The organism is Sphingopyxis bauzanensis, assembly GCF_002205675.1.
In the GTDB taxonomy this organism is placed as follows: domain Bacteria; phylum Pseudomonadota; class Alphaproteobacteria; order Sphingomonadales; family Sphingomonadaceae; genus Sphingopyxis; species Sphingopyxis bauzanensis.
This window is the reverse complement of the sequence record NZ_NISK01000001.1, coordinates 205351-229863: the sequence shown is the minus strand read 5'-3', so window position 1 is coordinate 229863 and position 24513 is coordinate 205351. Positions and strand designations below refer to the sequence as shown.

Annotated in this window: 21 protein-coding genes and 1 tRNA gene; 13 read left to right on the top strand and 9 right to left on the bottom strand. The window is 64.5% G+C overall.

Annotated elements, in window-relative coordinates:
* Nucleotides 1-73 precede the first annotated feature (73 nt).
* The 6 genes from CDQ92_RS01075 to CDQ92_RS01050 all read left to right on the top strand — a co-directional run bounded on the left by CDQ92_RS01075 (nucleotide 74) and on the right by CDQ92_RS01050 (nucleotide 6189).
* The gene (locus CDQ92_RS01075) at nucleotides 74-1189 is read left to right on the top strand and encodes an ABC transporter permease (RefSeq protein ID WP_229667563.1); all 1116 of its coding nucleotides are present in this window, start codon (nucleotides 74-76) and stop codon (nucleotides 1187-1189) included.
* Nucleotides 1186-1920, top strand: a complete 735-nt coding sequence (locus CDQ92_RS01070) for an ABC transporter ATP-binding protein (protein ID WP_229667564.1) — start codon at nucleotides 1186-1188, stop codon at nucleotides 1918-1920. The genes CDQ92_RS01075 and CDQ92_RS01070 overlap by 4 nt, the downstream gene beginning before the upstream one ends.
* Before the next feature lie 4 nt (nucleotides 1921-1924).
* Nucleotides 1925-2923, top strand: coding sequence for an efflux RND transporter periplasmic adaptor subunit (locus tag CDQ92_RS01065; RefSeq protein WP_088439299.1), 999 nt, complete (start codon nucleotides 1925-1927; stop codon nucleotides 2921-2923).
* A complete protein-coding gene (locus CDQ92_RS01060; RefSeq protein WP_088439297.1) occupies nucleotides 2920-4329 on the top strand; it encodes an efflux transporter outer membrane subunit in 1410 nt (469 codons plus the stop codon). The genes CDQ92_RS01065 and CDQ92_RS01060 overlap by 4 nt, the downstream gene beginning before the upstream one ends.
* Before the next feature lie 299 nt (nucleotides 4330-4628).
* On the top strand, nucleotides 4629-5441 hold the full coding sequence (locus CDQ92_RS01055; protein ID WP_088440496.1) for a universal stress protein: 813 nt from the start codon (nucleotides 4629-4631) through the stop codon (nucleotides 5439-5441).
* Nucleotides 5442-5496: 55 nt separating this feature from the next.
* Nucleotides 5497-6189, top strand: coding sequence for a Crp/Fnr family transcriptional regulator (locus CDQ92_RS01050; protein WP_088439295.1), 693 nt, complete (start codon nucleotides 5497-5499; stop codon nucleotides 6187-6189).
* Between the two features lie 9 nt (nucleotides 6190-6198).
* Here the strand turns inward: CDQ92_RS01050 and CDQ92_RS01045 are convergent, their stop codons facing one another.
* Complete coding sequence (locus CDQ92_RS01045) at nucleotides 6199-6594, bottom strand: OmpW/AlkL family protein (protein WP_229667565.1); 396 nt, start codon at nucleotides 6592-6594, stop codon at nucleotides 6199-6201.
* A gap of 131 nt (nucleotides 6595-6725) precedes the next feature.
* Between CDQ92_RS01045 and CDQ92_RS01040 the strand changes: the two genes are divergently transcribed.
* Entirely contained in the window at nucleotides 6726-7229 is a 504-nt protein-coding gene (locus CDQ92_RS01040) for an HNH endonuclease (RefSeq protein WP_229667566.1), read from the top strand.
* 168 nt (nucleotides 7230-7397) lie between these two features.
* Here the strand turns inward: CDQ92_RS01040 and CDQ92_RS01035 are convergent, their stop codons facing one another.
* On the bottom strand, nucleotides 7398-8417 hold the full coding sequence (locus tag CDQ92_RS01035; protein ID WP_088439291.1) for an amidohydrolase family protein: 1020 nt from the start codon (nucleotides 8415-8417) through the stop codon (nucleotides 7398-7400).
* Between the two features lie 221 nt (nucleotides 8418-8638).
* Between CDQ92_RS01035 and CDQ92_RS01030 the strand changes: the two genes are divergently transcribed.
* Entirely contained in the window at nucleotides 8639-9838 is a 1200-nt protein-coding gene (locus CDQ92_RS01030; RefSeq protein WP_088439289.1) for an IS256 family transposase, read from the top strand.
* 468 nt (nucleotides 9839-10306) lie between these two features.
* Here CDQ92_RS01030 and CDQ92_RS01025 read toward each other — a convergent pair.
* The 3 genes from CDQ92_RS01025 to moaA form a co-directional block, all read right to left on the bottom strand.
* Nucleotides 10307-10381 (bottom strand) — tRNA-Asn (locus tag CDQ92_RS01025).
* A gap of 83 nt (nucleotides 10382-10464) precedes the next feature.
* A complete protein-coding gene (locus CDQ92_RS01020) occupies nucleotides 10465-11235 on the bottom strand; it encodes an NAD kinase (protein ID WP_088439287.1) in 771 nt (256 codons plus the stop codon).
* A gap of 28 nt (nucleotides 11236-11263) precedes the next feature.
* The gene (gene moaA, locus CDQ92_RS01015; RefSeq protein WP_229667546.1) at nucleotides 11264-12280 is read right to left on the bottom strand and encodes a GTP 3',8-cyclase MoaA; all 1017 of its coding nucleotides are present in this window, start codon (nucleotides 12278-12280) and stop codon (nucleotides 11264-11266) included.
* 59 nt (nucleotides 12281-12339) lie between these two features.
* Between moaA and CDQ92_RS01010 the strand changes: the two genes are divergently transcribed.
* Nucleotides 12340-13536 (top strand): GGDEF domain-containing phosphodiesterase, encoded by a 1197-nt coding sequence (locus CDQ92_RS01010; protein ID WP_088439285.1) that lies wholly within the window; start codon nucleotides 12340-12342, stop codon nucleotides 13534-13536.
* 78 nt (nucleotides 13537-13614) lie between these two features.
* On the opposite strand, the gene mfd is transcribed toward CDQ92_RS01010, so the two are convergent.
* Both mfd and CDQ92_RS01000 read right to left on the bottom strand, forming a co-directional pair.
* Entirely contained in the window at nucleotides 13615-17109 is a 3495-nt protein-coding gene (gene mfd / locus CDQ92_RS01005) for a transcription-repair coupling factor (protein ID WP_088439283.1), read from the bottom strand.
* Complete coding sequence (locus CDQ92_RS01000) at nucleotides 17106-17366, bottom strand: succinate dehydrogenase assembly factor 2 (RefSeq protein WP_088439281.1); 261 nt, start codon at nucleotides 17364-17366, stop codon at nucleotides 17106-17108. Before CDQ92_RS01000 ends, mfd begins: the two co-directional genes overlap by 4 nt.
* A 235-nt stretch (nucleotides 17367-17601) precedes the next feature.
* Between CDQ92_RS01000 and recG the strand changes: the two genes are divergently transcribed.
* Complete coding sequence (recG, locus tag CDQ92_RS00995; protein WP_088439279.1) at nucleotides 17602-19668, top strand: ATP-dependent DNA helicase RecG; 2067 nt, start codon at nucleotides 17602-17604, stop codon at nucleotides 19666-19668.
* 54 nt (nucleotides 19669-19722) lie between these two features.
* On the opposite strand, the gene CDQ92_RS00990 is transcribed toward recG, so the two are convergent.
* Both CDQ92_RS00990 and tyrS read right to left on the bottom strand, forming a co-directional pair.
* The gene (locus CDQ92_RS00990) at nucleotides 19723-20064 is read right to left on the bottom strand and encodes a PilZ domain-containing protein (protein WP_088439277.1); all 342 of its coding nucleotides are present in this window, start codon (nucleotides 20062-20064) and stop codon (nucleotides 19723-19725) included.
* A gap of 74 nt (nucleotides 20065-20138) precedes the next feature.
* The gene (tyrS, locus tag CDQ92_RS00985) at nucleotides 20139-21365 is read right to left on the bottom strand and encodes a tyrosine--tRNA ligase (RefSeq protein WP_088439275.1); all 1227 of its coding nucleotides are present in this window, start codon (nucleotides 21363-21365) and stop codon (nucleotides 20139-20141) included.
* Between the two features lie 32 nt (nucleotides 21366-21397).
* Here tyrS and CDQ92_RS00980 point away from each other — a divergent pair, with 32 nt between their 5' ends.
* From CDQ92_RS00980 to CDQ92_RS00970, 3 genes are read left to right on the top strand one after another with little or no spacing between them, the layout of a single operon-like run.
* Nucleotides 21398-21955, top strand: a complete 558-nt coding sequence (locus tag CDQ92_RS00980; RefSeq protein ID WP_088439273.1) for a DOMON-like domain-containing protein — start codon at nucleotides 21398-21400, stop codon at nucleotides 21953-21955.
* A 2-nt stretch (nucleotides 21956-21957) separates the two neighbouring features.
* On the top strand, nucleotides 21958-23160 hold the full coding sequence (locus tag CDQ92_RS00975; protein WP_088439271.1) for an exo-beta-N-acetylmuramidase NamZ family protein: 1203 nt from the start codon (nucleotides 21958-21960) through the stop codon (nucleotides 23158-23160).
* Nucleotides 23161-23176: 16 nt separating this feature from the next.
* Entirely contained in the window at nucleotides 23177-24424 is a 1248-nt protein-coding gene (locus tag CDQ92_RS00970; protein WP_088439269.1) for a M24 family metallopeptidase, read from the top strand.
* Nucleotides 24425-24513: the final 89 nt, after the last annotated feature.

Genomic DNA, 24513 nt, shown 5'->3' with positions numbered 1-24513 from the left:
TGTTCCTAATAGCGAACGGTTGCAAGTGTCGCGGATAAAGGGCTCTCCCCCCATGGTCTGGATTGCGATTCGAATGCTGACCGGCGATGCGACCAAATTTTATGGTCTGCTGTTCGGTATCGCTTTTTCGACCCTGCTGATCACGCAGCAGCTGACCATCTTCGTCAACCTGATCGAACGCGGCGCCAGCGGCGTTTATAACGTCCCGTCGGCTGATGTGTGGGTGATGGACCCTGTCAGCCGCACGACCGACGTCAACCTGCCGATGCCCTCAACCGCGCTCGACCGGGTGCGCTCGGTTCCCGGCGTCGAATGGGCGGTGCCGCATTTGCGCGCCGCGGCATCGGTGCGGACCAAGGAAGGCGATCTGGAAGGCGTGTCGGTTATCGGCGTCGACGACGCGACGCTGATTGGCCTTCCACGCCGCATGGCGTCGGGTTCGACCAATGTGCTCGAACGGCCCGACGCGGTGGTTATCGACGATGTCGGTACCACGCGTTTTTTCCCCGAAGGCTATGATCCGGTCGGAGAACGGCTTGAACTCAACGACCAGCGTGCAGTCATCATGGGGGTGGCCGATGCCATCCCCAGCTTTACCAGCCAGGTCACCTTGTACACGCGCTACAGCCGGGCGCTGAATTTCGTACCCGGCACGCGCAACCGGCTGAGCTTTGTCCTCGTCGGCGCGGCGCCGAACATCGATGCCAAGGCGCTGGCCACTCGAATTACCGAGGAGACCGGGCTCAGGGCGCGCACGCGCGACGAATTTGCCCGTGACGGAATCGACTTCATCATCGAAAATACCGGGATCCCGCTCAACTTCGGGATCACGGTGATGCTGGGATTTCTGGTTGGGGTCGCCATCGTGGGCCTGACCTTCAGCCTGTTCATTCGCGACAATATCAAACAGTTCGGCGCGCTGAAGGCGATCGGGGTGAATAATGCCAAGATCCGCAAGATGGTCGCGGCGCAAGCCGCGATGGTCGGGTCGATCGGCTATGGACTCGGCGTCCTCGGCACGGTCGCATTCATCTGGAGTTTTTCGAGCAATCCGACCTTCAAGGGCTTCTACATCCCCTGGCAGGTGCCGCTGATCAGCCTCGCGGCGGTGACGCTCATCCTGACGCTGACCGGATGGATCGCATTGCGCAACGTGCTCAAGACCGAGCCGGCGGCGGTGTTCCGGTGAGTAACGTCGCGCTGGCCGCGCCGGTCGATGCCGCGACCGCCATCGCGACGCGCGGCGTCGTTCGCGATTTCACTGCGGGGCAGCAGACGATCCGTGTGCTGCACGGCATCGACCTCGATATCCGGGCGGGCGAGCTCACCTATCTGGTCGGGGAATCGGGGTCTGGTAAAACCACGCTCATTTCGATCATGTGCGGCATATTGTGGCCGACCGAGGGCGAGGTTCGCCTGTTCGGCACCGACATCTACAAGCTCTCGGACAATGAACTCGTCGATTTTCGACTGCGCAATGTCGGTTTCATTTTCCAGCAATATAATCTCATCCCGGCGATCGATGCCGCCTCGAACGCCGCGGTGCCGCTGATCGCGCAGGGTGTAGACCGCGGCGAGGCACGCGCTCGCGCCATCGAATTACTCGCCGCGCTCAACATCGCCGATCAGGCAGACAAGCTGCCCAGCCAGCTGTCAGGAGGGCAACAGCAGCGCGTTGCGATTGCGCGCGCGCTGGTGCACCAGCCGCGGCTGATTGTCTGCGACGAGCCGACTGCGGCGCTTGATGCGCGATCGGGGCGACGCGTGATGGACCTGCTGCGCGAAGTCGCGCTCGCCGACGATCGTTCGGTCATCATCGTCACCCACGACAATCGCATCTTCGACCTCGCCGACCGCATTCTTGTGCTCGAGGATGGTCGCATTACCCACGACGGCCGCGACCTGCCGAAGGACCATTGACGCCATGACCCGACGCTTTGCCAATCTGAACTTTTCGCGCCAGATCTTGCCGGTGATCGCCTTTCTGGGCGTGGTGCTTGCCGTCATCTATATCTTTGTCGGGCTGCCCGACCGCCAGCTCGAACCGCCACAGCAGATTCCGCCGCGCGCGACCGGCGCACTGGCCAATGGCGACCGGGTTGCGGGGGCCGGTGTCGTCGAGCCTTCGAGCGAGATCATCGATATCGGTACAGCCCTGTCGGGGCTGGTGATGAGCCTGAACGCCGAGCCTGGAAGCTATGTCGCGAAGGGCGATCTGCTGTTTCTGGTTGACGACCGTGCGGCGCGAGCGCGGCTGCGTGAAGCAGAAGCCGCAATCCGCGAAGCGCAGGCCGCGATTGCGGAGGCCGATACCGCCCAGACTACAGCGCAGCGCCAGCTCGCGCTTTACCGCCAAATCGACGACCCTGCTGCGGTTAGCCGGACCGAGGTGGTTCGCGCCGAGGGCGAGGCCGCGGCAGCGGCGAGCCGCGCGGCATTGGCACGAGCGCGCCGCGAAGCGGCCGAGGCTGCTGCAGCGAGGGCGCGGGTCGAATTGTCGCGCCTTGCGGTGCGCGCGCCGATCGCGGGCGAAATCCTGGCAGTGAATATCCGTCCCGGCGAGTTTGTGCAGGCGGGCGGGCCGCAGGGCGGCAACGCCGAACCCTATATACGATTGGGTGAAACGCGGCCGCTCCATATCCGGGTCGATATTGACGAAGACCAGGCCGGCGACGTGGCACTGGGCGCGAACGCGATCGTCTCACCGCGCGGTGCCGCCGAACGGCAGGTCACGGCGCGTTTCGTCCGCGCTGAACCGCTGGTGGTGCCAAAACGCTCGCTGACGAATAGCGCCGCCGAGCGGGTCGATGTCCGGGTGATGCAAATCATTTATGCTCTGCCGCCCGGCAGCGATCTGTTCCGCGTAGGTCAGCAGGTCGATGCCTTCATTCCCGCCAAACCCCGCACCGGAGCAAGGCGATGATCCGCAAGGCCGCACTCACTACGGCATTGGCGCTGTGCGGTGCAGGCTGTGCGTCCGGCCCCCCGCCGCGGATCGATACGCCGCCGCCCGTCTTGCCCGCCGCCTTCTCATATGTGCCCGACCCCGCTGTGGCCGGATCGCTTGCCGCCCTTCTGCCGCAAGAGGACCCTGCCTTCGTCTCGCTGCGCGCGGCTGCGCTAGATGACGCCCCTTCGATTGGCGAAGCTGCCGCGCGGATTGAACGCGCGCGCGCCGGTGCCCGCCGTGCCGGTGCCGAACGCATGCCGCAATTCGATCTCGCCGCATCGCTCGAAACCAGCCGCACCAATCCCGGCAGCCTCGGCGCCAGCCTGCCGACTGGCATCACGATCGATCCCGACCAGACATCCTATGGCGCCTCGCTCGGCGCGCGCTGGGATGCTGACCTGTTCGGGCGACTGAAGTCGGAACAGCGCGCGGCGTCGGCGCGGCTCGATGCAGCGACTGCCGACGCCGAAGCGGTGCGGATCGCGCTGATCGCCGACCTCGCGTCGCTGGTTGTCGACTGGCGTAGCCTGGAGGTGCGCGATGCGGCGCTTTCACGCGACCTTGATGCGGCTAACCGTCTGGTAGCGCTGACGGCATCACGCGCAAACGCCGGCCTTGCGCCCGGCGTCGACACGGCGCGCGCCGAAGCGATAGCTGCCGCATCGCGCAGCCGCTTGGCGATGCTGGGCGGCGAGCGCGCCAATCTCATCGGCCGTCTGGTCACGCTGACCGCGCGCGATGCCGGCTGGGTCGAAACGCAGCTCGCGGCGCCGGGTGGGACAACGGCCTTGCCATTGGTGCCCGCCACGCTGCCGTCCGATCTGCTGGCGCGTCGCCCGGACGTTACGGCAGCGGCAGCGCGTCTTGCTGCGGCTGACAGCGACCTTGCGGCAGCGGCCGCGCGTCGCTTCCCAAGGATTACGCTTTCGGCCAGCCTTGGCCTGCTGGCGTTCAGTCCGGGCCAGCTGTTCGACGATGACTCGCTGATCGGGTCGCTGGCGGCAGCGATTGCCGGGCCGCTGCTGGATTTTGGCCGCATATCGGCGGAGATCGACGGCGCAGCTGCCGACAAGCGCCTGGCGTTTCAGCTCTATCGCGCCGCCGTTTTCGACGCGCTTGGCGATGCGGAATCCGGATACCGGCTGATTGCGGCGACCGATGCGCGCGCTGCGGCGGCAGCAGACGAAGCGGTGCGGTTTACGCGCGTCGAAACGCTGACTGCTACACGCGTGCGCGCTGGCCTCGCCGATCTCTCGGAGCAACTGGAAGCGCGCCGCCAGGCCGATGGCGCCGAAGAACGCGCCGCTATCGCGCGGGGCGAAGCGCAGCGCGCGCGCCTGCTGCTGTGGCTCGCCCTGGGTGGTGCAGGCGAAGTGTGACCGACGCCAGTGCGCGGCGGGCGACGTCCCGTCCGCTGCGTGCCAGATTTCGCACGTTCCAGCCATATTCGTCATTCGCTGGAAAGCGATCGTTCGATGGGCAATAGCGGGTGGCAGGGGCTTGGCTCGCAGTTCCAGCCGCCAGGAAGTATGCAAAGCGGGATAAGCGTGGCGTCGCTCGATTTTGCTGGAAATTATCCAGTCATGCTCCAACGACAACTACGGTGGCGACTTTGACCGCGATCAATGACGCGGTGTGCATTGCGGCGTCATATGCCTGTACCAGCAGGAGATTTGACGTGCGCAATATCTTGATTCACGCCGACGATGGTCCCGGAATGCCCGCGCGATTGGAAAGCGGTTTGGCGATCGGGCGACGGCATCGTTCGCATCTGGATCTCGTGATCAGCTCGCCGTTTCAGCAGTTCATTGCCACCGACCCCTTCGGCGGCATGTATCTGGCGAGCGAGCAGTTGGCGAAAGCGCAGGCGGCTGACGCGGCGCTCGACCGGCGGCTGCGGGCCGATCTCGAGCGCGAAGATGTGCCTTGGAATGTGACGCTGGCCGATGGCGATGTGCTCGCGACGTTGACGCTTGCCGCGACGCTGGCTGACCTGGTCATCGTCTCGCTCGGCACCGCGGATCGGCGCCGCAGCTTTACCCCGCCAATGATGGCGGGCGACCTGGCGATGGCGGTTCCCGTGCCGGTGCTCGCCATTCCGGAACCGTGCGGCCCGATCGATCTCGACGCGCCGGTGATGATCGCGTGGAACGGCAGTCTCCAAGCGGCGCACGCCCTGCGCGCCGCGGTGCCGCTGATGCGCGATGCGCAGCAGGTTATCATGGTCTCGGTAGGCCAGGATGAGGGGCAGGTCGCTGCCGACGACGCGCTGCGCTACCTCTCGCGCCACACGATCCACGCCGAGCTGCGCCATGTCGAGCGCAGTGTCGAAACGATCGAAGAAGCGCTCGAGCGGACGGCGCGCGATATCGGCGCTGGCCTGATCGTGATGGGCGCTTTTGGCCATACCCGCCTGCGCGAAACCTTTTTCGGCGGCGTGACGCGCTATTTGCTGGAATCGGCGCCGGCCCCGTTGCTGCTCATGCACTGATCTACCGCAGACCGCTTCGCTTCCCAAAGTCTGCGGGCTGCTGTACGGCGGCGGCATGACCGATTGTTCCACCTGCGTCGTCCGCAACCGCGCGATTTGCGCCAGCCTCGACGCGACGGAAATATTGGCGCTCGGCAAGATGGGGCGCAAGCAGAAGGTCCGGCAGGGACAGACCTTGCTGTGGGAAGGCGATGGCGCGCCGGTCGTCGCGAACGTCCTGACTGGGGTATTGAAGCTGGTGGTCTCGACCGCCGATGGCCGCGAACAGATTGTCGGGGTCGTGTTCCCCTCCGACTTTATCGGAAGGCCTTTCGGCAAGGAGAGCCCGTACACGGTCACCGCGATGACCGATGCCGAAGTTTGCATTTTCAACCGCAACAATTTCGACGAATTCGCCAGCTCGCATCCCGACCTTCAGCAGAAGCTGCTGCGCCGCACGCTCGATGAGCTCGACCGCGCCCGCCACTGGATGATGCTGCTTGGGCGCAAGTCGGCGTCGGAGAAAGTCGCGTCGTTCCTGCTCGAAATGTCTGAACGTTTGGCGGGGCAGGGATGCGACGCGACGATGCCCAAGGGCGGTTTTGAGCTGCCCTTCGGGCGTCAGCAGATTGCCGATATCCTGGGGCTGACGATCGAAACAACCAGCCGCCAGCTCACCAAAATGCGCGGCGAAGGGGTGCTCGAGCTGCCGTCCCGCCGCGAGATCGTGATCAACGACCGCGCGGCGATGGAGGCGATGGCGGGCTGACCTGCAACGTCAGAAGCGGAAAGCGAGCCCGGCGCTGACGACCCAGGGATCGAGCTTGTGCCGCGTCCGCAACACTTCGGTCGGGCCGGCGAACCAGCGCGCGGTCGAGCGCATGACATAGCGTTTGGCATCGAATGTCACCGCCAGTCCCTTGGCATTCACCGGAACATCGACCCCGGCCTGAAATGCCATGCCCAGCGAGTCGCCCATCTTTTGCCGGGTCGCGCCGAGTGCGACCGCCGTTGCACCGGGCTTTTCGTCGATGAAGATGAAATAGCTGGGACCGGCTCCGACATAAGGCCGCACGCCGCCGTCTTTGCCGAAATGATATTTCAGCGTCAGCGTCGCGGGGACGATGTTCGCATTCGACACCAGCCCTGCACCCGCCAGGCCGCCACGGCCCACGACATCATGCTGGGTAACCCCCGCGATCGTCTCGACCGAGATATTTTGAGGTGGGGCGCATATCTGGGCGTGCTCAGGCTGCCGTTCGGGCGCTGTCGCCGAGCGACTTCAGTCGAATCATCGCCGCTGGTTTGGCAGACGAACATCCGCTTCTGCCGCGAACGGATTGCTGGCTCGCCGAGCCCGTTCTTTGCGACCAGCGAGTTCCCGTTGTTTTCGATGAAGCGCGGGAGCGGGTCACCTCAATCATATCGCGCGTTGTACGCGATCGCGTGTTTCGGCGCGTTGTTTTGCGCGTCTATGATGAGCGCTGTGCGGTCACCGGGCTAAAGCTCATTAATGGCGGCGGACGGGCCGAGGTGGAGGCCGCTCACATCCGCCCCGTCGAGGCGAACGGCCCCGACATCGTCAGCAATGGCTTGGCGCTTTCTGGGACGGCGCATTGGATGTTCGACCGCGGTTTGATCGGGCTAGATGATGACATGCAGATCATTGTCTCGCGGCAGGCCAATGATCCCGAAAGCATCCGATCAGTCATCAATGGCAGCGGCCGGATATTGGTGCCACAGCGAGAGGCTGATCGACCTCATCCCCAATTCGTCCGATGGCACCGCGAGCATTGCTTCAAGCATTGAGATGAGCGCGACGAGCCGCTGAAACTCGCTGCACAAGCCTTACTGCGAGCCTTCGGCAGAGAGAGTAGGCAAGCAATGGGTGTCCCTTGGAACGGCGGCCATCCCAGATTTTGTGCCTGAAACCTGCCGGTCTGAATTCGACCAGAATCGCGTAGCCCGAGCTACTTGCTATTCAGTCTTGCGCTTGTGGTGGCGATCAATTTCCGCCTTGCTCAGTCGGAGGAAGCGGGCCGCATTGTTATATAGGATGTCGCGCTTCTGCTCTTCAGACAGAAACGGCGCGGCAATGATGCTTTCCACGGCCACTTCGATCGACTGCGGCCAAACCATCTGGTCGCTACCGAACATGATACGCCTGCCATAGCCCGCATCAACCAGACGTTTCAGGTGATGATGAAACTCGGCGCGCGGAACGCCCCAATTGTCGGCGCTGATGTCCACAAAGACTTGTGGATGGCTATATAACAGCGCGATCATCTCGTCGGTCATCGGCATGCCAGCGTGCATCACATAGACGCGAAGTTTCGGATGTCGGACAAGTAGGGTTTCGAGCAGCAATGGGTTGCCGAGCGCCGCACGATAGCGCGGGTAGACCCAGTAAGGTCCGCCCGGTGCCCCGTATCCCATATGAATGCCCACGGGAATGTCGAGCCGCTCCGCCATCGCGTAAAAAGGCTCCAGCGCCGGATCATCGGGCGCCATGCCGCGATATTGCGCTGTGATTTCGGCGAACACTTTGGTCTCGCCGCGCTCGACCTGCGCCGCGAGAGTGGAGACATGGGCGGACGGAGGCGCTTCGGGGCCAGTGAAAAAATTCGCCGCCGGGATGAACCGATCTGGCGCCGCTTTTCGCCACGCCGCAACCACGGGCCCCTCGCCGGCGATGACTCCGGCGACAATGTTGAGACGTTTCATCGCGGCCAACGTCTCAGCCAAAACCTCCTCGTCAGTCGCGGGAGACTGAACGATTCGCCTGCAATCGACTTGCGCCGTGAAATCGAAAGGCTCTGCGGGGTCGATGCCGAGCATTTCGACCCCCTCCGCTCCAATGCAGCCGGGGACGCTCTGCCCGCCGAATTCGTCGAGGGACCACGCGTGCATATGCATGTCGATAATCGGTGGGGCTGCGTCGCGAGCGTGCGTGTCCGATGAAACCAGTGCTATCGCGAGGCAGGCGATGACGCGCATCCGACTTCTCCTCAGTGAAAAACGCCGCGTCAGTCCTTGTGTCGCTTTTCTCGGCCAAGCGCGGTCGTGTCCCGGTACGTGGTGTAGCTTCTGCCGGTAGCGAAGCTGACCGGACACGCGCTAATCGATAAAGCGCTGTAGTGTCCGGTCAGTTTCGCGGGTGGTCATCGGCGAACTTCGGTAAGCTTGGGTTGCAAACACTCAACTTACGGAGAACACCGATGACCAATGATCAGATGGACTTGAATGCGCTGGTTGGGAAGAGCGCCGATGGCGATTTTCTGCGCGACATGATCAGCTTTGCCGCGCAGCGCCTGATGGAACTGGAAGTGGGCGGCCTGACGGGTGCGGCCTATGGCGAGAAGGATAGCGAGCGGCTCGCGCAGCGCAACGGGTATCGCGACAGGGACTGGGAGACCCGCGCGGGCACGGTCGAGCTGAAGATCCCCAAGCTGCGCAAAGGCAGTTACTTTCCCTGCTTTCTCGAGCCGCGCCGAGTGGCGGAGAAGGCGCTAACCGCGGTCATCCAGGAAGCCTATATCCAGGGCATCTCGACCCGTTCGGTCGACGATCTGGTCAAGGCCATGGGGATGAGCGGCATCTCCAAGAGCCAGGTCAGCCGGCTGTGCGAGGAGATCGACGAGCGGGTGACGGCCTTCCTCGAGCGTCCGATCGAAGGCGACTGGCCCTATATCTGGATGGACGCGACCTACATAAAAGTCCGCCGCGCGGGCCGCATTGTCTCGGTCGCCGTCATCATCGCCGTCGGGGTCAACAGTGACGGTCGGCGCGAAGTGCTCGGCATGGCGATCGGTCATTCCGAGGCTGAGGTATTCTGGACCGAGTTCCTGCGCAGCCTTGCGCGTCGCGGATTGCGCGGCGTGAAGCTGGTGATCTCCGATTCCCACGAGGGGATCAAAGCGGCCGTCGCCAAGGTGTTCTGCGCCACCTGGCAGCGCTGCCGCGTCCACTTCATGCGCAACGCGCAGGCCCATGCGGGCAAGAGTGGCCGCCGGGTCGTGTCGGCGTTCATCGCCACCGCCTTCGCGCAGGACACTGCCGAGGCGGCCAAGGCGCAGTGGCGTAGCGTTGCTGACCAGCTGCGGCCCACCGTTCCAAAGCTCGCTACGCTGATGGACAATGCCGAAGAGGACGTCCTGGCCTACATGACCTTCCCCGCGCAGCATCGCACCAAGTTGCACTCAAATAATCCGATCGAGCGACTCAATGGCGAAATCAAGCGGCGCACCGACGTCGTCGGCATCTTCCCCAATGAAGAAGCGATTACGCGCCTCGTCGGCGCCATCCTGCTGGAACAGAACGATGAATGGGCGGTCCAGCGTTGCCGCTACATGACCCTTGAGAGCGTCTCGGGATTAAGCGATAATGCCATCATCACGTTGCCCGCCATGGCAGCATGATCAACCCGGCTTCGCCGGAGATCGCTAAGGCTACGCCGGTGAACCTACACCACCATATGGGACACGACCCCAAGCGCCAGACATGCGCGATGCAAAACCGCTCTCGTCGAATGGCCAGTCCGCTTCTCTTGATGGGCTTCCCAATGCTGTCCGACCGCAAGCGGCCAGAAACAGATTGTCGTTCATGGGCTTTGATGGTTCACAAGGGTAGGCCGGCGCAATGGGAAAGCGCGCAGGGCTACGCAGCTGTACCCATAAGTGCGCTTGGAAACGCTGTAGCTTGTATTTCTACGCCATCCTACGAGAAGGCGATTTTCTCGTGGCAGTGTCGGGGCGATCTACGATATCTTGCTCTGCGACTAGAGTTTTCGCTCTTTTTATCGTTGCCCCGGAGCAGGGGCGCCAAGTCTGGCGAAAACCGCGCAAAGCTAGGGTGCTTTGGCGTAGCCTTTCGCGCATCAAAAGAAATGGCTCCCCGGGTAGGATTCGAACCTACGACCGATCGATTAACAGTCGATTGCTCTACCGCTGAGCTACCGAGGAACATCCCGCTGACGCGGGCAAGGCGGCCCCTTTGCCGTGGGCCGCCAACTTTATCAAGAGGGTTTTGGCGCGATAGGCTCCGCTCAGACGATAAATTGTTCCATTGCGATGCGTTCGTCGAGCCCCTGGTCGGGATCGAACAGCAAAGTCAGCGGGCGGCTGCGGTCGGTGGTGACCAGCACGGTCTTCACATCGCGGATTTCGCGCTGGTCGGCGACCGCGCTGACCGGGCGCTTTGCCGCCTCGCGGACGTTGAAGCGGATGCTCGTCGATTCGGGGACCAGCGCGCCGCGCCAGCGCCGCGGGCGGAACGGGCTGATCGGGGTCAGCGCTAGCATTTCGGATTCGAGCGGCAGGATCGGGCCGTTGGCGCTGAGGTTATACGCTGTCGAGCCCGCGGGGGTCGCGACCAGCACGCCGTCGCACGCAAGCTCCTCCAGCATCGTCTTTTCGTTGATCAGCACTTCGAGCTTTGCCGCCTGACGCGTTTCGCGGAGCAGCGAAATTTCGTTGATCGCGGGCAGGATATGGCGCTCGCCGCTGATCGTCGTGATATCGCCGCGCAAGGGATGGATCAAAAAGGGCCGCGCCGCCGCGAGCCGGTCGACCAGCCCCTCGACGCGAAATTCGTTCATCAGAAAGCCGATGGTGCCGCGGTTCATCCCGAACACCGGCATGCTGCGCCGCTGGTCGAGTAGCTGGTGCAGCATGTGGAGCAGGAAACCGTCGCCGCCGAGCGCGATCAAGAGATCAGCTTCGCTCAGATCGACGAAGTCATAAAGCGGGCGCAACTCGGCCTCCGCCTCCATGGCGGCGGGCGCGTTCGATGCGACAAGCGCGATCTTGAGATGCATATTGGTCCGGTTCCCCTCGCGGCTAGGTTCAGCCGCCCGTTGCACTCATATGACGCGCGACCGCCGGTGTGGACTTTCGTTCGATATGAAAGTCATGCGCGCGGGGTTTGCCAGCCAATGCGGCATCAATCAACCCATCCACGTCGCCGCGATCGCGCAGTGCCGCGCGCAGGTCGACATGGTCGTCCTGCCCCAGGCACATATAGACGCGCCCCTCAACGGTCAGGCGGATGCGGTTGCACGTCGCGCAGAAATTGTCGGACAGCGGGGTGATCAGCCCCAGCGTGACCGGGCTGTCCTCAATCGCGAAATAGCGGGCCGGGCCGCCGGTGCGTTTTTCGACCGGATACAGCGCGTGCGTTTCGCGCAGCGGGGCGATGAAATGGTGGAGCGGGATATAATGGTCGCTGCGGTCGGCTTCGACCTCGCCAAGCGGCATCGTTTCGATGAGCGTGAGGTCGCAGCCGGTCTCGGCGCAATAATCGAGCATCGGCAGCAGCTGGTTTTCGTTGAGCCCCGCGAGCGCGACCATGTTGATCTTCACCGCCAGCCCGGCCGCGCGCGCCGCGGCGATTCCGCCGAGCGCCACATCGACGTCGCCGACGCGCGTAATGTGGCGAAACGCAGCGGGGTCGAGCGTGTCGAGGCTCACGTTGATGCGGCGCACTCCGGCCGACGCCAGCATCGGCGCATGTTCGGCGAGCCGCATGCCGTTAGTGGTCAGGGTGAGTTCGTCGAGGCCGTGCCCGATCATCGCCCCCAGCCGCGTCGCGAGCGTATCGATCCCGCGGCGCACCAGCGGCTCGCCGCCGGTCAGGCGAATGCGGCGAATCCCGCGCGCGACGAATCGCACGGCCAGCTCGCCCATTTCCTCGATGCTGAGCACCGCCGATTTGGGCAGAAAGACCATGTCTTCGGCCATGCAATAGCGGCAACGCAGGTCGCAGCGGTCGGTCACCGACAGGCGCAAGTAACTGATCTGGCGGCCATGGCCGTCGATCAAAGGCGCCGTCGATGCGGCAGGTTGGGAAAATGTGGAAGCCACAGGCGCCTTGTGATGCAAAAGGCAGCAACTTGGCAAGCAAAGCCTGCTAGGGGAAGGCCATGAATCGCTTGTCCGAAACCCTGTCCGCATGCGTCCGAAAACTTGAATCGCTGCACGCGCGCCACGATGCCGATGCCGGCGTCATGCTGGTCCAGATTGATCAGATGGCGCGGATCAACATCAGTGCCGGCACCGCGACCGGCGACGCAGTGCTCGACGAAATCGGGCGGCGGCTGGAAAATTTCGCCAGCGACGAATTCGGGCAGGGGTCGTGCGTCGACCGGCTCGACGGGCCGCGGTTCCTGATCGTGCCGTCGGCGCCGATGTCCCTGGGGGCATTGCGCGCGCAGGAACGCGCGCTGCATGTCGCGCTGGCCGAACCGATCGTCGGCGACCCGAACGGACGGCTGTCGATCCGGATTGCGGCGGCGCTGATCACGCGTGACGAATCGGTCGCCGAGCAGCTGCGCACCGCGGGGGACCAGTTGTCGCGTCCTGCGTCGGCGCGCGACGGGGTAATGGTGAATGCGGCGCTGTCGGGCGACGAGGTGCTGATCCATTACCAGCCGCAATATGATGTCGGCACCGGCGAAATGATCGGGGTCGAGGCGCTGCTGCGCTGGCAGCATCCCGAGCTCGGCCTGCTCGGCGCCGGACCGCTGGTGACAGCGGCGCGGGCGGCACGGCTCGAATGTGAGCTGACCGAACATGCCCACCGCGTTGCGCTCGCCGAAATGGCGAACTGGCCCAAATCGCTGGCAAAGCTGCGCGTGTCGCTCAACATCACCGCCGCCGATCTGGGCGATCCCGAATTCGCGGGCCGGTTCGCCGCGATGGCGAAAGCGGCAAAGGTCGATACCGACCGGCTGACGCTGGAGCTGACCGAACAGGCAATGCTGAGCGATCCGGCGAGCGCCGCCGAGCAGCTCGCGCAAATCCGCGCGCTGGGCTGTGCAATCGCAATCGACGATTTCGGCACCGGCTATTCCAGCCTGTCGCTGCTCGCGCGGCTGCCGATCGATTACCTCAAGATCGACAGCGGCTTCACCCGTACCATCGACGGCAACGACCGCGACCGCATTGTGGTGCGCGCGATCGTCGATCTCGCGCGCGCGCTGGGGCTGCTGGTGGTGGCCGAGGGGATCGAGAATGAACGCCAGCTGGCGCGGTTGTCCGAGCTGGGCGTCGCATCGTGGCAGGGGTTTTTGAAGTCGGGCCCGGTGCCGGGGGATCAGTTGCTGGCGTTGACACAATAAACGTCGCCCCGCGAAGGCGGGGGCTGCAGGCAGCCTTGCGCGACGTCGATAGCGGCCCCGTCTTCGCGGAGGCGACGATTACATCGCCTGCTTCGCCAGCTTCCCCAATCCCTTTGACAATTGCAGCGCTCCATTGAGTCGCGCCCCGGTACTGACCCAGTCGCCGCTCACCGACAATTTGTTGTCGGGACGCAGGCGCGCGCGGCCCTTCAACCGTTCGACATAGGCGATCAGCCCGGGGACGTTGGCGAACTGGTCGCTGTGGAAGCTGACGAGCGCACCCTTGGTGCCGACATCGAGTTTGGCGATTCCGGCCATCCGGGCGTTCGCCTTGATTTCCATCAGCAGGACAAGGTTCGCGGTTTCGGGCGGCAGCGGGCCGAAGCGGTCGATCATCTCCGCCGCAAAGGCATCGAGCGCCGGACGGTCGGCAGCATCGTTGAGGCGGCGATAGAGCGCCATGCGCAGCGGCAGGTCGGGGACATAATCCTCGGGGATCAGGATCGGTGCATCCACCGTGATCGTCGGTGACAAGGCTTCGCGAGGTGGCAGCTTGCCCGCGCCTTCGGCCTTGGCCATCAGGATCGCCTCTTCGAGCATCGATTGATACAGCTCGAACCCGACCTCGCGGATATGCCCCGATTGCTCGTCGCCGACGAGGTTGCCAGCGCCGCGAATGTCGAGATCGTGGCTCGCGAGCTGGAACCCCGCGCCCAGTGTGTCGAGGTCGCCGAGCAGCTTGAGCCGTTTTTCGGCCGTGTCGGTGATCGCGCCATGCTCGGGGGTGGTGAGATAGGCATAAGCGCGCGTCTTCGCCCGCCCGACGCGCCCGCGCAGCTGGTACAGCTGCGCCAGGCCGAAGCGATCGGCGCGGTGGATGATCAGCGTGTTGGCGCTCGGGATGTCGAGCCCGGACTCGACGATGGTCGTCGACAGCAGCACATCATATTTGCGGTCGTAAAAGGCGCTCATCCGGTCCTCGACCTCGGTCGGGGTCATCTGGCCATGCGCGACGACATATTTGATTTCGGGGATGCGGTTGCGGAGGAATTCCTCGATGTCGGGCAGATCCTTGATCCGCGGGACGACGAAGAAGCTCTGCCCGCCGCGATCATGTTCGCGCAGCAAGGCTTCGCGCAGGACGACAGCGTCCCACGGTGCCACATAGGTCCGCACCGCGAGGCGATCGACCGGCGGCGTCTGGATGACGCTGAGCTCGCGCAGCCCCGACATCGCCATCTGAAGCGTGCGCGGGATCGGCGTCGCGGTCAGCGTCAGGACATGGACGTCGGCCTTGAGCTGCTTCAGCCGCTCCTTGTGGACGACGCCGAAGCGCTGTTCCTCGTCGACGATCACCAGACCAAGGTTTTTAAATTCGACCGACTTTGCGATCACCGCATGGGTGCCAACGACGATGTCGATATGACCGCTGGCCAGGCCGTCGCGCGTCTTTTGTGCTTCGCCCGCGGGGACGAGGCGCGACAGGCGGCCGATATTGACCGGGAAGCCTTTGAAACGCTCGACAAAATTTGTGTAATGTTGGCGCGCGAGCAACGTCGTCGGCACGACCACCGCAACCTGCACTCCCGCCATCGCCGCGACGAACGCGGCGCGCAGCGCAACCTCGGTCTTGCCGAACCCGACGTCGCCGCACACCAGCCGGTCCATCGGCTTGCCCGACGCCATGTCGGCGAGCACATCGCCGATCGCGCGGTCCTGATCGTCGGTTTCCTGATAGGGAAAGCGGTCGGCAAAGGCGGGATAGGCGGCGTCCTGCGCGAGCAATTCGCCCGAACGCAGCGCGCGCTGCGCAGCGGTCGCGAGCAGTTCGCCCGCGATCTCGCGGATCCGCTCCTTCATCCGCGCCTTGCGGCGCTGCCACGCTTCGCCGCCGAGCCGGTCGAGTGCGACCCCGTCGCTCTCGCCACCGTAGCGCGAGAGCACGTCGAGATTTTCAACCGGGACGTACAGCTTGTCGCCGCCCGCATAGGTCAGTGCGACGCAATCATGCGGACTGCTCCCGACCGGGATCGAGGTCAGCCCTTCATAGCGCCCGATGCCATGGTCGAGGTGAACCACGAGATCGCCGACGCTGAGGGTCGCGAGTTCGGCGAGGAAGGCGTCGGCGCTCTTGCGGCGCTTCTGGCGGCGGACGAGCCGCTCGCCGAGGATGTCCTGTTCGGTGAGCAGGCTGATCGCGTCCGAGGCGAAGCCGTGGTCCAGCGGGAGGACGACCATCGCGGTCGCGCCGCCGCTTGTCGCAGACGCGGTGCCGAGCGCGTCCTGCCAGCCGTCGGCCGGAGCGAGCGACGTCACGCCATGCTCGCGCAGCAGTCCCGACAGGCGATCGCGCGCGCCGGCCGAATAGCTGGCGATGATCGTGCGTCGTCCCTTGCGACGTTCGTCGCTTAGATGATCGGCGACCTTGTCATAAATGTTGAGGTCGGCAGCACGTTCGGGGGTGAAATCGCGTGCGGCAAAGGTTTCGAGGTCGATGACGGTCGCTGAGGGGGCCACGTCGAACGGGGTGATGATGTGGATCGGGCGGCTCGCCGTCGCGCTCGCCCATTCGCTTTCCGTCCAATACAGCGTCTCGGGTGCCAGCGGCCGATAGCTGCCGGTCGATTCTTTTTCGGCCGCGACGCGGTTCGCATGATAATCGGTGATCGCGGCAAAGCGCGTCTCGGCAGTGGCTTCGCTGCGGTGGCCGCGCAGCACCGGGGTCGCGGGGTCGATATGGTCGAACAGCGTCGCCAGCCGCTCCTCGAACAGCGGCAACCAATGGTCCATCCCCGCCTGTCGCCGCCCCTCGCTCACCGCCTGATAGAGCGGATCGCTCGTCGACTGGCCGCCGAACAGGTCGCGATAGACTGAGCGGAAGCGCTTGATCGTGTCTTGATCGAGCAAAGTCTCGGCGGCGGGGAGCAGTTGCAGCGCCTTGGCGGGGCCAAGGCTGCGCTGGTCGGCGGGGTCGAAGCGGCGGATGCTTTCGATTTCGTCGCCGAAAAAATCGACCCGCAGCCCGGTTTCCTCGCCCGCTGGGAACAGGTCGAGGAGGCCGCCGCGCACGGCAAACTCGCCCTGATCGGCGACGGTGTCCACGCGGCTGAAGCCGTTCGAGACCAGCAGCTCTGCGAGCGCATCGCGGTCGATCCGCTGGCCTGCGGCGAGCGTTGTCGCGAGCTGGCGGATGCGGAAGGGGGTCAGCGTGCGCTGGGTGATCGCCGCGACGGTGGTTAGGACCAGTTCTCCGCGCTTGGGAGCGGCTTGCAACGCCGACAGCGTCGCCAGCCGGTCGGCGCTGACGCGCATCGACGGACCCGCGCGGTCATAGGGCAGACAATCCCAAGCTGGGAAGCGGTGGACGATGAGGTCGGGCGCGAAAAAGGGTGCGGCATCGGCGATCGCCTGCATCGCCGCGTCGTCGGTCGCGACATAAACAAGCCGCTTGTCGCTGGCGCGTGCCAGATCGGCGAGCAGCAGCGGTAGGAACCCATCGGCGGCACGTGCGAGCGTCAGCGGCGCCGCTGCCGACCCGATTGCGGCAAAAATGTCGGCGGCAGGGATGGTCATGGCAGCGGGATATAGTCCAGGCGGCGCATCGCGGCGATCATCTCGGGCTGGTTGAGATGCGCGGGCGGTTCGCCGGTGCCGAGCGCCCAAGCCATGATGTCGACGTCGTCTTCCTCGACGACGATTTCGTACCAAGCGATCTCGTCATCACCCCACGTCGCCGCATAGCGGTCGAAGAAGCCGCCAATCATATAGTCGGCCTCGCGCGTGCCGCGATGCCAGGCGCGGAATTTCAGGCGTTTGAGGCGGTCGGTCATCTGTTTCTCTTTCCCTTCTCCCTTGACGGGAGAAGGATACGGAGCCTTGCCGCTTTGCGGCTAGGCGAAGTCGGATGAGGGTGAGCGCTCGCATGGCGAGCGCGCGCTTGTTTTGCAAGCGCATACCCCTCACCCGCAGCGACTAACGCGCAAGCTCGTGAGTCTTGCCGCGTTCTAACGCATGGGGAGAGGGGAGGTGCAAGTTGGCAAAGCTCGCGCTAAACAGCGATCACCGATGCGACCCGAAATCCTCAATCCACTCTTTGCCGCGCTCACCGACCTGAAAGGCGTCGGGGCGCAGCTTGCCAAGCCGCTGGCTCGGCTGGGGCTGGAGCGCGTCGTCGATGTGCTGTTCCACCTGCCGACCGGGCTGGTGCAGCGCCATCCGGTCGATCGCCTCGACGACGCACAGCCGGGGCAGCAGATCATCGTCACGCTGACCGCGCAGGACTACCGGTCGGGGCGCAGCCCGCGTGCTCCGTTCGGCGTCGATGCATTCGACGCGTCCGGCGATCATGTCCGCCTCGTCTATTTCGGGCGCACATCGGGCCTGGCGAAAAAGCTGTTCCCGCTCGGCGAACCGCGGCAGGTGTCGGGTCGACTCGATACCTATGGCGAGATGCGCCAGATCGTCCATCCCGACCATGTCAGCGAACCGGACAGCGATGCGGCAATCGCAACAAGCGAGGCAGTTTATCCGCTGACCGAAGGGCTGACCAACGCGCGGCTGACGCAGCTCGTCGAGATCGCGCTCGAACGGCGCCCCGAGCTCGCCGAATGGATCGACGGGCCGCTGCTGACCAGCCGCAATTGGCCCACCTGGCGCGAAGCGCTGACGCGCGCCCATGCCAGCCCGCACGACGCCGCGGCGCACGACCGGCTGGCCTATGACGAGATTTTCGCGAGCCAGGTCGCGCTGATGCTGATCCGCGAAGGGCTGCGCAAGCGCAAGGGGCGCGCGGTGGCCGGCGACGGACGGCTGATCGACGCGCTGCGGCTGCCGTTCGGGCTGACCGGCGCGCAGGAGCTGGTGGGGCGCGAGATTGCCGCCGATATGGGCCGCGAAACCCCCATGCTGCGGATGCTGCAGGGCGACGTCGGGTCGGGCAAGACGCTGGTCGCGCTGCGCGCGATGCTGGCGGCGGTCGAGGCGGGGACGCAGGCGGCGCTGCTCGCGCCGACCGAGATTTTGGCGCGCCAGCATTTCGCGACCTTGCAGGCCATGCTCGCGGGGCTGCCGGTGAACATCGCGATCCTGACCGGACGCGACAAGGGGCGGGTGCGCGAATCGACGCTGATGGGGTTGGCCGACGGCAGCATCGACATCCTCGTTGGCACGCATGCGATTTTCCAGGATGCGGTGACGTACCGCGATCTTGCGTTGGTCGTCGTCGACGAACAGCATCGGTTCGGCGTCGCGCAGCGGCTGATGCTGACCCAGAAAGCGGCGCGACCGCCGCACCTGCTGGTGATGACCGCGACCCCAATCCCGCGCACGCTGCAACTGGCCAACCATGGTGAGATGGACGTCTCGCGGATCGATGAGATGCCGCCGGGGCGCACCCCGGTCGATACCCGCGTCGTGTCGGTCGACCGGCTCGACGAGGTGGTCGGCGGCTTGGAGCGTCACCTGGAGACGGGGGCGCAGGCCTATTGGGTGTGCCCGCTGGTCGCCGAGAGCGAGATGAGCGAGCTTGCCGCCGCCGAAGGACGCGCCGCGCTGCTGCGTGAGCGGCTGGGCGCCGACCGCGTCGGGCTGGTCCACGGGCGGATGAAGGGGCCGGACAAGGATGACGTCATGGCGCGATTCCAAGCGGGCGAGATCGGCGTGCTGGTCGCGACGACGGTGATCGAGGTCGGGGTCGATGTCCCCGCCGCCAGCCTGATGATCGTCGAACATGCCGACCGCTTCGGCCTTGCGCAGCTCCACCAGCTGCGCGGGCGCGTCGGGCGCGGCGCGGCGAAATCGGTGTGCCTGCTGTTGCGCTCGCAGAACCTGTCCGAAACCGCGCGCGAGCGATTGGCGCTGATGCGCGAGACGAACGACGGCTTCGTGATTGCCGAGAAGGATCTGGAGCTGCGTGGCGGGGGCGAATTGCTCGGGCTCAAGCAGTCGGGCGACGCCGATTATGGGCTGGCGAGCGCCGAGCAGCTGGTGCGGTTACTGCCGGTGGCGCACGACGACGCGCGGCTGTTTGTCGAACGCGACGGCGGCATGGACGGCGCGCGCGGCGAGGCGGTGCGGCACTGCCTCTATCTGTTCGAGCGCGATGCGGCGGTGCCGCTGCTCAGAAGTGGCTGATCGTCCCCCTCCCGTAAGCGGGAAGGGAGAAGAGCGTGCCTCTACTTCGCGTTTTTAGTTCAAATCCGCCCGGGCGCCCATGGCGCGGATCATCGGCAGATAATCTTCGACCGCGATCGACTTGTCGAACTGGACACCGGTCTTGCCGCCGAGCGACCACACGACCTTCGCCGCGGTGCGGCCGATGATCGGCATACGGAAAACGACGAGGTCGCCGATCTCCAGCCCGCGCTCGAAGCGCATCAGCATACCGTCGGCGCTGATGTTGACGCAGGTGCACATTTCCTGCCGTCCGTCGGGCATGACGAAGGGCAAGCGAACATAGACGTCGCTACGCGGAGCAATTCGCTGGTCGAGCCCGACATAATGGGCCTTGCTGGTATCGATCTTGCGCATTTTTGTGGACCTTGTTGGTTTGGCCATGACGATCCACTTGAATGCTGAAGATTGGGTAAACGCGTTTCTGCGCCTTACCGGATCACAAGGCCATGTTTTTTCGCGCCCAGGCTCAGCGGCACGGGATCGGTACCCGGTAGAATCCGATGCTGCGGGTCGCGGATGACGACGCCGTCGATCTTGACCGCGCCCTCGTCGAGCTTTCGGCGCGCCTCCTTGTTCGACGCGGCGAAGCCCAGTTCGCGCAGTGCGTCGACGACGCTGATCCCTTCGGCGGGCGCGACAGCTTGCGGCAGGTCGCCACCAATCTGCCCCTTTTCAAAGGTTTGCGCGGCCGTGTCCGACGCCGCGCGCGCGGCGTCCTCGCCGCGGCACAGCGCGGTCGCCTCGTTCGCCAGCATCTTCTTTGCCTCGTTGATCTCGGCGCCGCCCAGCGCTTCGAGCCGCGCGATCTCGTCGAGCGGCAGGTCGGTGAACAGCTTCAGGAAGCGGCCGACGTCGCGGTCGTCGCAATTGCGCCAGAACTGCCAATAGTCAAAATGGGACAGTTGTTCGGGATTAAGCCACACCGCCCCGGCGGCGGTTTTGCCCATTTTGGCGCCCGCCGCGGTGGTCAGCAGCGGAGTCGTCAGCCCGTAGAGATCGGCGCCATCCATCCGGCGGCCGAGCTCCATGCCGTTGACGATATTGCCCCACTGGTCCGACCCGCCCATCTGGAGCCGCACCCCCATGTCCTTCGACAAATGGCGGAAATCATAGCCCTGCAGGATCATGTAATTGAATTCGAGGAAGGTCATCGGCTGCTCGCGCTCCAGCCGCAGCTTCACCGAATCGAACGTCATCATCCGGTTGATCGTGAAATGGGTGCCGACTTCCTGCAGCAACTCGATATAGCCAAGCTGGCCCAGCCAGTCCTGGTTGTTGACCATCACCGCATCGGTCGGCCCGTCGCCGAAAGTCAGATACTGCTGAAAGATGCTGAAGATCGACGCAATATTCGCGGCGATCGTCGCGTCGGTCAGCATCTTGCGGCTTTCGTCGCGCCCCGTGGGATCGCCGATCCGCGTCGTCCCGCCGCCCATCAGCACGATCGGCTTGTGCCCCGTCTGTTGTAGGCGGCGCAGCATCATGATCTGGACCAGGCTGCCGACGTGCAGGCTGGGGGCGGTTGCGTCGAAACCGATATATCCGGGGACCACCTGTTTGGCGGCAAGTGCATCGAGCCCTTCCGCGTCGGTCATCTGGTGGATATAGCCTCGTTGATCGAGGACGCGCAGCAGGTCGGATTTGTGGTTCGTCATAGCGGGCGGGCGCTTAGCATGGGGTTGGAGTTTTGGATAGCATTCGCAAAGCGCTGGTCTGCCACCCCGACACCCCGGCCCGAACCGTGCGGTCGGTCGCGGTCGAAATCACGCTGTCGTTCGATGACGGCTTTGCGCTGCGCTATGTCGTCGAAGGTGCGGTGGGCGAGATTGTGTTGCCGCCCGGCGACGGCCAGCTGGTCATCGCCGACAGCGCGACCGACGGATTGTGGCAAGGCACTTGTTTCGAGGCGTTCCTGACCGAAGAGGGGCAACCCGACTACACCGAATTCAACTATGCCCCCGACGGCCGCTGGGCCTGTTACCAGTTTGACGATTATCGCTCGCTGCTGCGCCCCGACGAGCTGGCGCCGTGGGAGATGGTCGCCGAACGCAGCGATACGCGCTATGCGCTGCGCGTCGAGCCGGGGATTTTTCCCGACACCGGGTCGAAACTCGCCTTGTCGGCGGTGATCGAGGAGCTCGATGGCACCAAAAGCTATTGGGCGCTCGCGCATCCGCCCGGCAAGCCCGATTTTCATCATCCCGATTGCTTTGCGCTCACGCTTGCGGCACCGGGCGCGGCATGACGATGACATTCGGTATCGATCGCCTGCTCGCCGATCCTGCGCTGCGCAAACCGCTGGCGGGCCAGCGCGTCGCACTTCTCGCGCATCCCGCCTCGGTCAGCGCCGACCTGACCCACAGCCTCGACGCGCTCGTCGCGGCGGGGGTGAATGTCACCGCGGTGTTCGGGCCGCAGCATGGGGTGCGCGGCGACCTGCAAGACAATATGATGGAATCGCCCGACTTCACCGATCCGGTGCATGGAGTTCCTTGTTTTAGCCTATATGGCGAAGTGCGCCGTCCAACGGGCCAGTCGATGCACACCTTCGACGTTGTGCTGATCGACCTTCAGGATCTGGGTTGCCGCATCTACACCTATGTCACGACCTTGCTCTACATGCTGGAAGCCGCGGCGCAGCACGGCAAGGCGGTGTGGGTGCTCGACCGCCCGAACCCCGCGGGACGCCCGGTCGAGGGCACATTGCTTCGTCCCGGTTGCGAGAGTTTTGTCGGCGCGGCACCGATGGTCATGCGCCACGGGTTGACGATCGGCGAAATGGGGCGCTGGTTCATCCGTCACTTTAATCTCGACGTCGATTACCGCGTGATCGAAATGGAAGGGTGGGCGCCCACAGTCGGCCCCGGCTTTGGCTGGCCGACCGATCGCGTGTGGATCAACCCCAGCCCCAATGCCGCGAACGTCAACATGGCACGCGCCTATGCCGGCACGGTGATGGTCGAAGGCGCGACGCTCAGCGAAGGCCGCGGCACGACGCGCCCGCTCGAAATCTTCGGCGCCCCCGACATCGATGCCAAGGCGGTGATCGCCGAAATGCACCGCCTCGCGCCGCATTGGCTGGCGGGCTGCAAGCTGCGCGATATCTGGTTCCAGCCGACCTTTCACAAGCATGTCGGGCAGTTGTGCAGCGGCGTCCACATCCATGCCGAGGGGGCGTGGTACGACGATGCCGCGTTCCAACCGTGGCGGGTGCAGGCGCTCGGCTTCAAGGCGATCCGCAGCCTCTATCCCGACTATCCGATCTGGCGCGGCACCGATTTCAAATATGAATATACCGACGATGTGCTGGCGATCGACGTGATCAACGGCGGCCCCGATCTGCGGCTGTGGGTCGATGATGCAGGTGCGGTCGCGGGTGACCTCGACGCGCTGGCGTTGGCCGATGAGGCAGCATGGCACGACGAAATTTCGGATCTCTTGATTTACTGAGCGCGGAAGGCGAACAATGATCCAGCGCAGGCAATTTCTTGGCACGGCGGCCCTCGGCGGACTGGCTGCATCGCTGCCGTTGTCTGCATGGGCCGCCGACACCAGCGGACTTCCCAATCTGGCCGTCAACGCGGTTCCGATTGGTGCTGTCGAACGCATGGCGCGGATCGCCAAGGCAACTCAATTGCTGCGCGCGAACGACATGGACGCCCTGCTGATCGAGCCTGGATCGAGCCTTGTTTATTTTACGGGTGTCCAGTGGTGGCGCAGCGAGCGGCTGACCGCCGCGGTGTTGACCCGCGAAGGCGAGCTCGCGGTCGTGACCCCCTTTTTCGAGGAACCGTCGGTACGCGAAAGCCTCACCGTCGAAGCCGAAGTGCTGACGTGGAACGAGGATGACAATCCACTCGCATCCGTCGCGACATGGCTCAAAAAACGCGGACTGACCAAGGGCAAGATCGGCGTCGAGGAAACGGTGCGCTATTTTGCGGTCGACGGGCTGGAGCAGGCGATGCCGGGTGCGACCGTGGTCAATGGCGCGCCGGTCGTGCGCGAGTGCCGCATGCACAAATCGCCTGCGGAAATCGCGCTGATGCAGGTCGCGAACGATATCACCATCGCCGCCTATCGCCATACCGCGCCGCGGATCGAGGCGGGGATGACCCCCGCGCAGATCGGCGCGATCATGGCCGCTGCGACGAGCGCACTCGGCGGCAAAAGCGAGTTCGAGCTGATCCTGCTCGGCGAAGCGAGCGCCTATCCACATGGGTCGGGAAATCCGCAGGCGGTGAAGTTCGGCGAGGTCGTGCTGATGGACTGCGGCGCCACCGTCCACGGTTATCAGTCCGACATCTCGCGCAGCTTCGTTTACGGCAAGGCAACCCTGCGCCAGCGGCAGGTGTGGGACGAGATGCGCAAAGGGCAGGACGTTGCCTTTGCCGCGGCGAAGCTCGGTACACCGGCGGGTCATGTCGATGACGCGGTGCGTGCTTATTACGAAGGGCTTGGTTGGGGTCCGGGCTACAAGCTCCCCGGCACCTCGCACCGCACCGGCCACGGAATTGGTCTTGATGGGCACGAGCCGGTCAATCTGGTGCGCGGCGAGACGACGAAGCTGGCCCCGGGCATGTGTTTTTCGAACGAGCCGGGCATCTATATTCCCGGCGAGTTCGGGATCCGGCTGGAAGATTGTTTCCACATGACCGACAGCGGCCCGAAATGGTTCAGCCAACCGCCGCCGTCGATTGATAAGCCGTTCGGTTAGGCAAAAGGCGTCGCCCCCGCGAAGGCGAGGGCCGCTAGATGTTTGTGCATCGTTGCTGGGCCAGGCCGATGGCGATCCCCGCCTTCGCA